The following is a 13,611-nucleotide window of genomic DNA, read 5'->3' as shown; positions in this document are numbered from 1 at the left end:
CCACGGCTCGTCGCCGACGCCGCGCAACGCGTCGCCGACGCCCCACTCGGCTCTTCCCCGGCGCGCCCGCGCCTCTTCCCCGACGCCCCCGCAGGTAACGACTCCGTTGCCGCGGGGGTGCCGTGTCTTGACGGCCCCTTGACGGCGGGCTTACGTTCCTGACGGACGATAGGAAACTTTCCTAACAGTGCCGTAGCCGGGTGGACAGCCCTCCCCGCGCACTGGAAGGCTGTCCCGCTGGAAAGGCAGGTGCGCACCCCATGGCAGGAACCGCCGGTACGCCGGGCACCCCGCGCGTGCTGCGCGCCATGAACGACCGTGCCGCCCTGGACCTGCTGCTGGAGCACGGCCCGCTCTCCCGTACCCGCATCGGCAAGCTCACCGGCCTGTCGAAGCCGACCGCCTCCCAGCTTCTGGCCCGTCTGGAGGCAGCCGGGCTGGTGCTGGCCACCGGCAGGGCCGAGGGCCGCCCGGGCCCCAACGCCCAGCTGTACGAGGTCAACCCCCGCGCCGCCCACGCCGCCGGCCTCGACGTCACCCCGGGCCGCATCCGGGCCGCCGTCGCCGACATCACCGGGCGCGCTGTCGGGCGCTACGAGCTCGCCACGCCCGGCCGGCGCCCCGCGCAGCCCGTCGCCCAGCAGGTCACCGACGCCCTCGACGGCGCCGTCAAGGCCGCCGGGCTGGCCCGCTCCGACGTCCACCGGCTCGTCATCGGCACCCCCGGCGCCTTCGACCCGGGCACCGGCCGGCTGCGCTACGCCTCCCACCTGCCGGGCTGGCACTCCCCCACCCTGCTCGACGAACTCGCGGCCGCGCTGCCGATGCCGGTGGAGTACGAGAACGACGTCAACCTCGTCGCGCTCGCCGAGCAGCGTCTGGGCGCCGCCCGCGGGCACGAGGACTTCGTGCTGCTGTGGAACCAGGAGGGCCTGGGCGCCGCACTGGTCCTCGGCGGCCGGCTGCACCGCGGCTTCACCGGCGGCGCGGGAGAGGTGGGTTTCCTTCCGGTGCCCGGCACCCCGCTGGTGCGTGGGGTGAGGAAAGCCAACAGCGGTGGCTACCAGGAGCTGGCCGGCTCCCAGGCCGTCCCCCAGCTCGCCCGCGAACTCGGCATGAGCGACGTCCCGTCCGGGCCGAACGAGGAGGCCGCGGCGGCGCTGGTGGCCCGGGCCGCCGCCGAGGAGACCGTGCTGGGCCGGCTGCTGCTGCAGACGTACGCCACCCGGCTGGCCACCGGTCTCGCCTCGCTGGTCTCCGTGCTCGACCCCGAGCTGGTCGTGCTCTCCGGCGCCTCGCTCACCAGCGGCGGCGAGGTGCTGCGTGCCCTGATCGAGGACGAGCTGCAGGAGCTGGCCGCCTCCCGGCCCCGGCTCGTGGTCGGTGAGGTCACCGACCAGCCCGTCCTGCGCGGCGCGCTGGAGCGCGCGCTGACCGTCACCCGCGACGAGGTCTTCGACACCTCGCGCTAGCCCCTCAGAGCACCTCTCCCCTTCCCGACCCCGCCCCCTCAGAGCACCTCCTCCTTTCCCGACCCCGCCCCCTGGGAGGCCTCGCCATGCCCGAAGTCATACCGTCACTCACCCGAAAGACGGCTTTTGCCCTGACCGCGTCGCTGGCCCTGCTCGCCACCGCCTGCACCGGCCAGTCCGGCGCCGGCGCGAGCGACGACCCGTCGAAGGACACGACGATCACCTTCTGGCACGCCTGGAGCGCGCCGAACGAGGTCAGGGCCGTCAAGGAGCTGGTCGCCGGCTTCGAGAAGGCGCACCCGAACATCCACGTCGACGTCGTCGGCAACATGACCGACGACAAGATCAACCAGGCGCTGCGCGCGGGCGGCACCAAGGCGCCCGACGTGATCTCCTCCTTCACCACGAACAACGTGGGCAAGTTCTGCTCCTCCGGCGCGCTGGTCGATCTGAACCCCTTCTTCAGGAAGGCGAAGATCGACCCGCAGCAGACCTTCCCGAAGGCGATGAACGAGTACACACGGTTCGAGGGCAACCGCTGCGCGGTCCCGCTGCTCGGCGACGCCTACGGCCTGTACTACAACAAGACGGCGTTCGCGAAGGCAGGCATCACCTCCCCGCCGAAGACCTGGTCGCAGTTCGAGGCCGACGCCAAGAAGCTGACCGTCCCTCAGGGCGACTCCTTCCAGCAGCTCGGATTCATGCCCGACTACCACGGCTGGGAGTCGACCACCGAGCACTACCTCGGCCAGTTCTCCCCGACGTACTTCGACCGGGACGGCAGGTCCAACATCGCCGGGGACCCGGCGTTCGAGAAGGGCTTCACGCTGCAGAAGCGGCTCGTCGACGCACTCGGCGGCTTCTCGAAGCTGGAGCGCTACCGGGCGAAGCTGGGCGACGAGTGGGGCCCCAAGCACCCCTTCCACACCGGCCAGGTCGCCATGCAGCTCGACGGCGAGTGGCGGCTCGGCATGGCCCTGGACGCCAGGCCCGCCTTCGACATCGGCGTGGCCCCGCTGCCGGTCCCCGACGACCAGGCCGACCAGTACGGCAAGGGCTACATCACCGGCACCATCGCCGGAATCGCCGCCACCAGCACGAAGCAGAACGCCGCGTGGGAACTGGTGAAGTACATGACCACCGACACCGACGCGGTGGTGGGCTTCTCCAACGCGATCCACAACGTTCCCTCCACCCTGGCCGCCCTGAAGTCGCCGAAGCTCCACTACGACCCGCGCTTCAAAACGTTCCTGGACATCGCCGCGAACCCGCACTCCACGAGCACGCCCGCATCCGTCAACGGCGGCCAGTACCTGGTGACGATCCAGCAGCTCGGCTACGACTACGAGAGCGGCAAGGTCACCGATATCAAGGCCGGCCTGAAGAAGGCGGCCGCGCAGATCGACACGGACATCGCGCAGGCGAAGTAGCGATGAGCGCGATCACCCTGGAGTCCAAGCGCCGCCGCGCGGCGCTGCGCAACCTCGCCTTCCTGTCGCCCTGGCTGATCGGGTTCGCGGTCTTCTTCGCCTACCCGCTCCTGTCCACGGTCTACTTCTCGTTCATGCACTACGACGGCTTCCGGCCGCCGGCGTGGAGCGGGACGAAGAACTGGTCCTACGTCTTCGCGCACTACCCGCTGTTCTGGCCCGCCCTGCGCAACACGCTGTGGCTGGTGCTCGTCATGGTGACCCTGCGGGTGGCCTTCGGACTGGGCGTCGGCCTGCTCATCACGAAGATCAAGACCGGTACGGGCGTCTTCCGCACGCTCTTCTACCTGCCCTACCTGGCCCCGCCCGTGGCCGCCACCATGGCCTTCGCGTTCCTGCTCAACCCCGGCACCGGGCCGGTGAACTCGATCCTGGAGAAGGTGGGCGTGCCGACGCCCGGCTGGTTCAACGACCCCTCCTGGTCCAAGCCGGCGCTCACCCTGCTCGCGCTGTGGGGCATCGGCGACCTGATGGTGATCTTCATGGCGGCGCTGCTCGACGTGCCCGCCGAGCAGTACGAGGCGGCGGAGCTGGACGGGGCGTCGGCCTGGCAGCGGTTCCGGTACGTCACGCTTCCGAACATCTCCCCCATCGTGATGTTCGCCGTGGTCACCGGCGTGATCCAGACGATGCAGTACTACACACAGCCGCTGATCGCCGGGAAGGTCGCCTCCGGTGTGATCCAGGGCGCGGGCACCCAGTTCGAGCCCGGCTACCCGGACAAGTCCACGCTCACCCTCCCGCAACTCGTCTACAACCTCGGCTTCCAGCGCTTCGACTACGGCTCCGCCTGTGTCGTCGCCCTGGTGCTGTTCGCCCTGTCGATGGTGTTCACCGCGTTCCTGATGCGGCGCCGCGGCGGTCTGATCCAGGCAGGTGACTGACCCATGACCCAGGTTCTGGACCAGCCGGTGCAGGTCCCCGTGCGACCCGCGGCCGAGCGCACCGCCCGCCGCCGGGCCCTGCTGGAGTGGATCGCGGTGCACTGCCTCGGTGTCGCCGCCGCGCTGTTCTTCGTCCTGCCGTTCGTGTTCGTGTTCCTCACCTCCCTGATGAGCGACAGCCAGGCCCTCAGCCGGGACCTCGTCCCGCACACCTGGGAATGGGGCAACTACCGGAAGGTCTTCGACACCCCCGGTTTCCTCACTTGGTGGAAGAACACCCTGCTCTACGCGGGACTGGGAACCGTCCTTACGGTCGTCTCCTCGATCCCCGTGGCCTACGCGCTCGCCAAGTTCCGCTTCCGCGGCCGCAATCTGGCGCTGATGCTGGTGATCTCGATGATGATGCTGCCGCCGCAGGTCGTCGTCATCCCGATGTACCTGTTCTGGGCCAGGCAGCTGGACCTGTCCGGCTCGCTGTGGCCGCTGATCGTCCCCATGGCGTTCGGCGACGCGTTCTCCATCTTCCTGCTGCGGCAGTTCCTGACGACCATCCCGAACGAGTACCTGGACGCGGCGAGGGTCGACGGCTGCGGCGACCTGAGAACCCTGCTGCGGATCGTCCTGCCGATGGCGAAGCCCGGCATCGCCGCCGTCGCCCTGTTCCAGTTCTTCTACGCCTGGAACGACTACTTCGGCCCGCAGATCTACGCCTCCGAGAACCCCGGCGCCTGGACGCTGAGTTACGGCCTGGAGTCCTTCAAGGGCGCGCACCACACCGACTGGAACCTCACCATGGCCGCCACCGTGCTGGTCATGGCCCCCGTGATCCTCGTGTTCTTCTTCGCGCAGAAGGCGTTCGTCGAGGGCGTCACGCTCACCGGAGTGAAGGGTTAACCGCATATGAAACTCACCGTGGTAGGGGGCGGCTCGACCTACACCCCCGAACTCGTCGACGGCTTCGCACGCCTGCGGGACACCCTCCCCGTCGAGGAACTGGTCCTCGTCGACCCGGCCGCCGAGCGGCTGGAACTGGTGGGCGGCCTGGCCCGCCGCATCCTCGCCAAGCAGGGCCACCCGGGCCGCGTCGTCACCACCGCCGACCTCGACGCCGCAGTGGACGGCGCGGACGCGGTGCTGCTGCAGCTGCGCGTGGGCGGGCAGGCGGCCCGCGAGCAGGACGAGACATGGCCGCTGGAATGCGGCTGCGTCGGCCAGGAGACCACCGGCGCGGGCGGCCTCGCCAAGGCGCTGCGCACCGTGCCCGTCGTCCTCGACATCGCCGAGCGGGTCCGCCGCGCCAACCCGCACGCCTGGATCATCGACTTCACCAACCCGGTCGGCATCGTCACCCGCGCCCTGCTCCAGGCCGGCCACAAGGCGGTCGGGCTGTGCAACGTGGCGATCGGGCTGCAGCGCAAGTTCGCCGCCCACCTCGGCGTCTCCCCCGCCGAGGTGCATCTGGACCACGTCGGCCTGAACCACCTCACCTGGGAGACCGGGGTGCGCCTGGGCGGCCCCGAGGGCGAGGACGTGCTGCCCCGCCTGCTGTCCGAGCACGGCGACGCCATCGCCGCCGACCTGCGCCTGCCCCGCCCGCTGCTGGACCGCCTCGGCGTCGTCCCGTCGTACTACCTGCGCTACTACTACGCCCACGACGAGGTCGTCGGCGAACTGCGCACCAAGCCGTCGCGGGCGGCCGAGGTCGCCGCGATGGAGAAACAACTGCTCGAGATGTACGGCGATCCGGCGCTGGACGAGAAGCCGGAGCTGCTGGCCAAGCGGGGCGGGGCCTACTACTCGGAGGCCGCCGTCGACCTCGCGGCGGCGCTGCTGGGCGGCGCGGGCAGCCCGTACCAGGTGGTGAACACCCTCAACAACGGCACGCTGCCCTTCCTGCCCGACGACGCGGTGGTCGAGGTGCAGGCCGCGGTCGGCGCCAAGGGCGCCGCCCCGCTGCCCGTGCCGCGCCTGGACCCCCTGTACGCGGGCCTGATCGCGAACGTCACCGCGTACGAGGACCTGGCCCTGCAGGCGGTGAAGGGCGGCCGCGACCGCGTCTTCCGCGCGCTGCTCGCCCACCCGCTGATCGGCCGGTACGCCTACGCCGACACCCTCACCGACCGGCTGATCGCGCACAACCGGGAGCACCTTCCGTGGGCCTGACGGGGAGCGTCCTCGCCATCGACGCCGGCAACAGCAAGACCGACGTGGCGGTCGTGGCCGCGGACGGCACCGTCCTCGCCACGGCCCGCGGCGGCGAGTTCCGGCCACCCACGGTCGGCGTTCGGGCGGCGGTGGACACGCTCGCGCAGGCGGTCGCGGAGGCGTACGCGCGTGCCGGGGTGACCGCCGTCGGGCATGTCTGCGCCTGTCTGGCCAACGCCGACCTGCCGGTGGAGGAGGAGCAGTTGGCGGCGGCCCTGCACGCGCGCGCGTGGGGCTCGTCCGTCGAGGTGCGCAACGACACCTTCGCGATCCTGCGGGCCGGTGTCGCCGAACCGCGCGGGGTGGCCGTGGTGTGCGGCGCCGGGATCAACTGCGTCGGCATGCGCCCCGACGGCCGTACCGCCCGTTTCCCGGCGATCGGCCGCATCTCCGGGGACTGGGGCGGCGGCTGGTTCCTGGCCGAGGAGGCGATGTGGCACGCGGCGCGCGCGGAGGACGGGCGCGGCGGCCCCACCGAGCTGGCCCGCACCCTGCCCGCGCACTTCGGCCTGGACTCCGTGTACGCGCTGATCGAGGCCCTGCACCTGGGACACGTGGAGCACGCCCGCCGGCACGAGCTGACGCCGGTGCTGTTCGCCACCGCGGCCGCCGGCGACCCGGTGGCCCGCCGGATCGTCGACCGGCTCGGCGAGGAGATCACCACCATGGCGGTGGTCGCGCTGACCCGCCTGGACCTGCTGGCGGAGGAGACCCCGGTGCTGCTCGGCGGCGGGGTGCTCGCCGCCGGCCACGCCCAGCTCGACGACGCGGTACGGCGACTGCTGGCCGAACGCGCGCCCAAGGCCGTACCGCGGGTGGTGCGGGAGCGGCCCGTGCTGGGGGCGGCGCTGCTGGGCCTGGACCGGCTGGGAGCGGCTGCCGCCGCGCAGGAACGGCTGCGGGCGCACTTCGCCCACGACGCGAGCTGAGCGGTACCGGAACACACGCGGTGGGGTGACCGTCCGTCACCCGTGAGTGACGTCGGGGGAACCGATCCGGTTCCCCCGACGTATTCATGGGCAGGGCGGTTTCAGGACGGGCAGGCACGGGACATCCGGCGCCGGGCCGCGCATCACGCTGCGATCGGATCAAGATCGGGTGACGGCCGGTGCGGATACGGGCCCCGGCAGCGATACTTGCGGCGACGGATGACCATGGGGGAGGTCAGCAGTGACACACCCGCAGCGAAGCAGCGCGGCGCCACCGCCGGGCCCCGGCACGCCCACGATGCCGGCGATCCCCCCGCAGCCCGCCGTCCGTCCCCCCGCGCCCGCGGCGACCACGGGCCCCGGCTCCCCCGCACCGGGCCGCCCCGCGCGCCGTACGGCGTTCGCCGAGGGCGTGGAGCGGCTGCGCACCGCCGCCGTCACGGAACCGGGCCGGCTGCGCACCATCGGAGCCGTCCTCGCGCTGCTCGTCGTCGCGTTCGGCGCGGTCACCGCCTGGCAGGTCACCGAGCGGGCGGCCGCCGCCGACGACGTCCTGCACAAGAGCCGGCCGCTGAGCGCCGCCGCGGCCGACATCTACCGCTCGCTCGCCGACGCCAACACCGCTGCCTCCAGCGGCTTCCTGGCCGGCGGCCAGGAGACCAAGGCCTCCCGCGACCGCTACGAGCGGGACATCCGCACGGCCGCCACCGGCCTGGTCACCGCCGCCGGCAGTTCCGACCCCGGCTCCCCGGCCGCCGCCACCATCACGAAGCTCAACCGGCTGCTGCCCGAGTACAAGGGCCTGGTGGAGCGCGCCCGCACCTACAACCGGCAGGGGTTCCCGGTCGGCGGCGCCTACCTGCGGTACGCCAACGAGAAGATGCAGCAGCAGATGCTCCCGGCGGCCGAGGACCTGTACACCAAGGAGAACGAGCGCCTTAACGCCGATTACGCGGACGCCACGCCCTACCCTTGGGCGGCGATCGCGCTCGGCGTGCTGGCGCTGGCCGCGTTGGGCTGGGCCCAGCACCGGCACTACCGACGCACCCACCGCGTCCTCAACCAGGGCCTGGTCACCGCCACCACGGCGGCCGCGGTGGTGCTGTTGTGGCTGGTCGTCGGCCACAGCGTCGCCCGCGCGGACCTGAACGACTCCCGCGAGAGGGGCGTGCGCTCCCTCAACGTCCTGCAGGACGCGCGTATCGCCTCCCTGAAGGCCCGCAGCAACGAGAACCTCACCCTGGTGGCGCGCGGCGCGGAGACGACCAAGGACGGCAAGGACCGGTACGACACCTCCTTCCGGACGGACATGGCCGCCCTGGACAAGGCCCTGGCCGCGGCCCGCCGGCTCGCCGACGACACCGCCGGCGCCAAGCCGGTCACCGCGGCCGTCGGCAACATGGCGGAGTGGAACCGGCGCCATGACGCGGCCCGCGGCCAGGACGAGTCCGGCGAGTACGAGAAGGCGCTGAACGGCGTGATCGGCGCCAAGGGCGCCACCGGCGAGTGCTTCGACAGCGTCGACGCCAACCTGGCCGCGGCGCTGGCGCACGAGGAGACGGAGTTCCGGCAGGCGGCCGGCGACGGCCTGGACGCGATGGCCGGCCTGGCGTGGGGCGCCGCCGCCCTCGCCGTGCTGGGCGCGGCCGGCGCGGTCCTCGGCATCGGCCGCAGGCTGTCGGAGTACCGATGAGGGACGCACGGGTGGAAGGGGGCGTGACGATGAGGCTGCGACACCTGCGGGCCGGACTCAGGGGCTGGGGCGGGGTCGGCGCGATGGCGGTCGTGTGCGCCCTGGCGCTGGCGTGCGCCCTGCTGCTGCCCCTGACCCAGCGCGGCGGCGGGAGCGCTCCGGCGAGGGACGACGCCTCCCGGGTCGCCGTCGGCACCCAAGCGCGCGCCGAGACGTGCACGGCCCCCGAGAAGCAGACGCCGGCGCCCTCGGCGGCCGACGGGCCCACCATCGCCCGGATCAAGGCCAAGGGGAAGCTGGTCGTCGGCGTCGACCAGAACAGCTACCGCTGGGGCTACCGCGACCCGAACAAGAAGGGCGCGCAGCTGGAGGGCTTCGACATCGACCTGGTGCACGCCATCGCCCGGGACCTGCTCGGCGACCCCGACGCGGTGCAGTTCAAGGCCATCCCGACCAACCAGCGCATCCAGGCGGTCCAGAGCGGCGTCGTCGACATGGTCGTCCGCACGATGACGATCACCTGCAAGCGCCTGCAGGACGTCGCCTTCTCCGCCCCGTACTTCCGCACCGGCCAGCAGGTCCTCGCGCCCAAGGACTCGCCGGTCACGGGCTACGACGACACGCTCGCCGGCAAGAAGATCTGCACGGCGGCCGGTTCGACGGCGTACACGAAGCTCGCGGACGACCGGAAGGCGGGCCGGCTGCCCGCCTCCGCGGACATCTCCACCACCGTCCCCAACCAGCTGGACTGCCTGGTCCGCCTCCAGCTCGGCGAGGTCGACGCGGTGGTCACCGACGGCGCGCTCGCCGCGAGCCAGGCCGCCCAGGACCCGACGGTCGAACTGAAGGGAAGTGCCTTCACCACCGAGTACTACGGCGTGGCGATGAAGAAGGACGCGGACGATCTGGTACGCCGGGTCAATCGCATCCTGGTCGCCTACAGCGCGAGCGGCTGGCAGACGTCATACGGCACCTGGCTGTCGGCGACACTGGGGAGCAACGCGGCCACGTCCAGACCGCCCGCGCCGCAGTACCTGCGCACGAGCTGAGCGAAGCGCGGACACGAGCACCGCAACGACCCACACAGCAGCGAGAGGTGATCGATGGGCGTCACGGACCCCGCCGGGCCGGTGATGGACCGGGACGAGGTGGACCGTGCGCTGGCGCGGCTCGGCCAGGAGCACGAGGCGATCGAGACGTCGCTGCTGGCCCTGCAGGACCACGCGGGCCGCAGGCTGCTGGAGGGCGCCGAACTGACCGGCGTCACCCGTGAGCGCTGGATCGCCACGGAGGCGTCGATCACGCTGCTGTGGACGTACTTCGACGCCTACACGGCCGCGCTGCGCACCGCCCGCGAGATCCGCTCGCGGCGCCGCTGGTCCAGCCGCGAGGACCTGGTGGAGCTGACCGAGCTGCTGCGCGGCGACTGTGTGACCGTCGCCGACGCCCCCGCCGGGCAGGGCGGTTCGGGCAAGCTGAGCGAGCGGTACTCGCTGGCGGAGCTGGTCGACCGGATGAACGAGCTGTACGCCGCCGGCCTGGACATGGTCGTCGCCGCCGACGCCGTGTGGTCGGCGCTGCCCGCCCGTATCGATTTACTCGCCGCCGAACTCCAGCGCACCCGGCAGCTCGCCCACTCCGTCGGAGTGCGACCCGGCGAGCATCCGGCCGGTGACGACCTGGAGCGCATCACGCGCACGCTGACGAAGCTGCGCGAGGAGGTGGTCAGTGACCCGCTGGCGTACTGGCTGCCCGCGCAGGGCAGTTCCGCGCCCGGCGGCGGCCGCCCGGACACCGCGGTCTACGACCGTGAGGCGCGGGCCCTTGACGAGGTGCGCCGGGAGATCGAGGCCGTGCTCACCGTCCGGCGGGACGCCGAGAAGCGGTTGGTGCGGCTGCGGGACGTGCTCTCCCGCGCCGACCGCACCCTCGCCGAGGCCCGCACCGCGCGCGGCGAGGTGCTGGCGAAGATCGCGGCGACCGAGGTGCCGGTGGTCAGCGGCCCGCCGACCGCGCTGCACGAGCAGCTTGCCACGGCCGCCGAGTACCGCCGGCAGGCCCAGTGGCACCGGCTGTCGCCGCTGCTGGAGTCGCTGGAGCAGCGGGCGGAGGACGAACTGCTGCGCGCCCGCGAGTCGTTGACCGCGGTCACCGCGCCGCTCGCGGTCCGCGCCGAGCTGCGCGGCCGCCTGGACGCCTACAAGGCGAAGGTGGCACGGCACGGGCTGGCGGAGGACCCGCTGCTGATCGAGCGGTACGAGAAGGCGCGCCGCATGCTGTGGAGCGCGCCGTGCGATCTGCGCGTCGCCGGACAGGCCGTGCTGCGCTACCAGCAGGCGGCCGCCGAGGCGCTCGCCGCGCCGCGGGTGCCGGAGCAGCAGAGCCGGTCGGAGGACGTCAGGGGGGAGTCGTCATGAGCCGTGCGGGGCAGAGTTGTCAGCGGCCGGGCTGCGACGGGGCGTACGAGGACGTCGGCGGCGGCGAACTGTACTGCGACACCTGCGGGCTCGCGCCGGTCGTCTCCCCGACCGGCATGGTCGGCTCGGTGCCGACCGGCCTCACCGCGGGCGGCCGGGGCTCCAAGGGCTCCTCCGGCACGAGCGCGCGCAGCTCCCGTACGTCCTCGCAGTCGTCGAAGTCGCGGCGCTCGGTGTCCGGGCGGCTGTCGCGCTCGCTGTCGGGGAAGTCGACGGGCCGCTCGGTGTCGGTGCGCAGCTCGGGCTCGGGCGCGGCGTCCTCGGGCCGTTCCCGGCTCGGCGCGGGCCTGGTGCAGGTGCCGCCGATCCCGCGGCCCGACCCGCGGGCCATGGTGCTGAACGACGCGGAGGTGCCCGAGCGCAAGCGGTTCTGCTCCCGCTCGGACTGCGGGGCGCCGGTCGGTCGCGCGCGGGGGGACCGGCCGGGCCGCACCGAGGGGTTCTGCACCAAGTGCGGGCACCCGTACTCGTTCGTGCCGAAGCTGAAGGCCGGGGACGTGGTGCGCGGCCAGTACGAGGTCGTGGGCTGCCTGGCGCACGGCGGCCTCGGCTGGATCTACCTCGCCGTGGACCGGGCCGTCGCGGACCGGTGGGTGGTGCTCAAGGGCCTGCTGGACACCGGCGACCAGGACGCGATGGCCGCCGCGATCTCCGAGCGGCGCTTCCTCGCGGAGATCGAGCACGCCAACATCGTGCGGATCTACAACTTCGTCGAGCACCTCGACCAGCGCACCGGCTCGCTCGACGGTTACATCGTCATGGAGTACGTCGGCGGCAAGTCCCTCAAGGAGATCGCCAACGCCCGCCGCACACCCGCCGGCCACCGCGACCCGCTGCCCGTGGAGCAGGCCTGCGCGTACGGCATCGAGGCGCTGGAGGCCCTCGGCCATCTGCACAGCCGCAACCTGCTGTACTGCGACTTCAAGGTCGACAACGCCATCCAGACCGAGGACGAGCTGAAGCTGATCGACATGGGCGCCGTGCGCCGCATGGACGACGACGAGTCCGCGATCTACGGCACGGTCGGCTACCAGGCGCCCGAGGTCGCCGACGTCGGCCCGTCGGTGGCGAGCGACCTGTACACGGTCGGCCGGACGCTGGCCGTCCTCACCTTCGACTTCCAGGGCTACACCACCGTCTACGCCGACTCGCTGCCCGACCCCGACACCATCGAGGTCTTCCGCCGGTACGAGTCCTTCTACCGCCTGCTGGTGCGCGCCACCGACCCGGACCCGGCCCGCCGGTTCGCCTCCGCGCAGGAGATGGCCGAGCAGCTCACCGGGGTGCTGCGCGAGGTGGTGTCGCTGCAGTCGGGGCGGGCGCGGCCGGCGCTGTCGACGCTGTTCGGACCCGAAGTGAAGGTCACGGACACGGAGTTGTTCCCGCGGCTGGAGGGCGAGGTGTCCCGGCTGGGGGCGCGGGCGGTGCGCGGGCGGCGGGGTGCGGGCGGCGCAGCGGCGGCGGGTGCTGCTGGAACGAACGGTGCCGGTGCTTCCGGTGTTTCCGGGATCCCCGCCTCGCTGGTGCGGCCGGTGGACATCCGAGCGGCCGCGCTCGCCCTGCCCGTGCCGCACGTCGACTCCGGGGACCCCAACGCCGGTTTCCTGATGGGCCTGATGACCTCCGCGCCCGCCGAGCTGCTCAACGCGCTCGCCGCAGCGCCGGCGCCGTCGGTGGAGACCCGGCTGCGGCAGGCGCGCGCCTGGCTGGAGCACGGCGACTTCGACGCGGCGCGCATGTCGCTGGCCAAGCTGGACGACGAGCGTCCGGACGACTGGCGGGTGGTCTGGTACCGCGGCGTGGCCGCGCTGGTGACGGGCGACCACGAGGACGCCGCGCTCGCCTTCGACGCGGTCTACGACGCCTTCCCCGGCGAGATCGCGCCCAAGCTGGCGCTCGGTCTGTGCGCGGAGGTGCTGGGCCAGCTGGACAACGCCGCCGAGTACTACCGGCTGGTGTGGGCGAGCGACCCGAGCCATGTCAGCGCCGCGTTCGGCCTGGCCCGGGTGCGGCTCGCCTCGGGTGACCGCGCGGGTGCCGTCCACACGCTGGAGTCGGTGCCGGAGGCGTCGATCCACTACACGGCCGCCCGCGTGGCGGCGGTGCGGGCCCGGCTGCGCCGGCGTACGGCGGCCGCCGCGGACGGTGCGTTCCTGGACGATCTGACGGCCGCCGCCGCACAGGTCGAGGCGCTTCAGGCGTACGGTCTGGACCCGGGGCGGCGCGAGCAGTTGGCCACGGAAGTGCTCGGGTGCGCCCTGGACTGGATACTCTCCGGGGGCCAGGGCGGCACGCCGGCCGCCCGGCGAGTGCTGCTCGGCAGCGAACTGGACGAACGCGGGCTGCGCTTCGGACTCGAGCGCTCGTACCGCACGCTGGCCCGGCTCGCGCCCGGCGGCGAGGAAAGGATCGACCTGGTGGAACGTGCCAACCGTTACCGCCCCCGGACGTGGGTGTAGTT

10 protein-coding genes are annotated in these 13,611 nt (G+C 72.5%); all 10 read left to right on the top strand.

The annotated features are described in order from the left end of the window. Positions 1 to 260: 260 nt before the first annotated feature. Positions 261 to 1,472, top strand: a complete 1,212-nt coding sequence (locus ACF1GV_RS01555) for an ROK family protein (RefSeq protein ID WP_391676856.1) — start codon at positions 261 to 263, stop codon at positions 1,470 to 1,472. An 86-nt stretch (positions 1,473 to 1,558) separates the two neighbouring features. Next, a complete protein-coding gene (locus tag ACF1GV_RS01550) occupies positions 1,559 to 2,902 on the top strand; it encodes an ABC transporter substrate-binding protein (protein ID WP_391676855.1) in 1,344 nt (447 codons plus the stop codon). Between the two features lie 2 nt (positions 2,903 to 2,904). Next, complete coding sequence (locus tag ACF1GV_RS01545) at positions 2,905 to 3,846, top strand: carbohydrate ABC transporter permease (protein ID WP_391676854.1); 942 nt, start codon at positions 2,905 to 2,907, stop codon at positions 3,844 to 3,846. 3 nt (positions 3,847 to 3,849) lie between these two features. After that, on the top strand, positions 3,850 to 4,740 hold the full coding sequence (locus tag ACF1GV_RS01540) for a carbohydrate ABC transporter permease (protein ID WP_391676853.1): 891 nt from the start codon (positions 3,850 to 3,852) through the stop codon (positions 4,738 to 4,740). Between the two features lie 6 nt (positions 4,741 to 4,746). Next, positions 4,747 to 6,009: a 6-phospho-beta-glucosidase gene (locus ACF1GV_RS01535; protein WP_391676851.1), complete on the top strand. Its 1,263-nt coding sequence runs from the start codon at positions 4,747 to 4,749 to the stop codon at positions 6,007 to 6,009. Further along, positions 6,000 to 6,980: an N-acetylglucosamine kinase gene (locus ACF1GV_RS01530; protein ID WP_391676849.1), complete on the top strand. Its 981-nt coding sequence runs from the start codon at positions 6,000 to 6,002 to the stop codon at positions 6,978 to 6,980. The genes ACF1GV_RS01535 and ACF1GV_RS01530 overlap by 10 nt, the downstream gene beginning before the upstream one ends. 298 nt (positions 6,981 to 7,278) lie before the next feature. Then, positions 7,279 to 8,673: a hypothetical protein gene (locus ACF1GV_RS01525; RefSeq protein WP_391676847.1), complete on the top strand. Its 1,395-nt coding sequence runs from the start codon at positions 7,279 to 7,281 to the stop codon at positions 8,671 to 8,673. A gap of 29 nt (positions 8,674 to 8,702) precedes the next feature. After that, positions 8,703 to 9,722, top strand: coding sequence for a glutamate ABC transporter substrate-binding protein (locus ACF1GV_RS01520; protein ID WP_391676845.1), 1,020 nt, complete (start codon positions 8,703 to 8,705; stop codon positions 9,720 to 9,722). 54 nt (positions 9,723 to 9,776) lie between these two features. Continuing rightward, complete coding sequence (locus tag ACF1GV_RS01515; protein ID WP_391676844.1) at positions 9,777 to 11,090, top strand: hypothetical protein; 1,314 nt, start codon at positions 9,777 to 9,779, stop codon at positions 11,088 to 11,090. Further along, positions 11,087 to 13,609, top strand: a complete 2,523-nt coding sequence (locus ACF1GV_RS01510) for a tetratricopeptide repeat protein (protein WP_391676842.1) — start codon at positions 11,087 to 11,089, stop codon at positions 13,607 to 13,609. The genes ACF1GV_RS01515 and ACF1GV_RS01510 overlap by 4 nt, the downstream gene beginning before the upstream one ends. Positions 13,610 to 13,611 lie beyond the last annotated feature (2 nt).

It is taken from the genome of Streptomyces sp. NPDC014006, assembly GCF_043088925.1.
GTDB lineage: Bacteria > Actinomycetota > Actinomycetes > Streptomycetales > Streptomycetaceae > Streptomyces.
This window is presented reverse-complemented; position numbering and strand designations above follow the sequence as displayed.

Bases quoted from the DNA above. Each gene is read 5' to 3' on its own strand.
- ACF1GV_RS01540 (WP_391676853.1), top strand. From the start codon at position 3,850: ATGACCCAGGTTCTGGACCAGCCGGTGCAGGTCCCCGTGCGACCCGCG.
- ACF1GV_RS01520 (WP_391676845.1), top strand. From the start codon at position 8,703: ATGAGGCTGCGACACCTGCGGGCCGGACTCAGGGGCTGGGGCGGGGTC.
- ACF1GV_RS01535 (WP_391676851.1), top strand. From the start codon at position 4,747: ATGAAACTCACCGTGGTAGGGGGCGGCTCGACCTACACCCCCGAACTC.
- ACF1GV_RS01525 (WP_391676847.1), top strand. From the start codon at position 7,279: ATGCCGGCGATCCCCCCGCAGCCCGCCGTCCGTCCCCCCGCGCCCGCG.
- ACF1GV_RS01510 (WP_391676842.1), top strand. From the start codon at position 11,087: ATGAGCCGTGCGGGGCAGAGTTGTCAGCGGCCGGGCTGCGACGGGGCG.
- ACF1GV_RS01545 (WP_391676854.1), top strand. From the start codon at position 2,905: ATGAGCGCGATCACCCTGGAGTCCAAGCGCCGCCGCGCGGCGCTGCGC.
- ACF1GV_RS01555 (WP_391676856.1), top strand. From the start codon at position 261: ATGGCAGGAACCGCCGGTACGCCGGGCACCCCGCGCGTGCTGCGCGCC.
- ACF1GV_RS01515 (WP_391676844.1), top strand. From the start codon at position 9,777: ATGGGCGTCACGGACCCCGCCGGGCCGGTGATGGACCGGGACGAGGTG.
- ACF1GV_RS01550 (WP_391676855.1), top strand. From the start codon at position 1,559: ATGCCCGAAGTCATACCGTCACTCACCCGAAAGACGGCTTTTGCCCTG.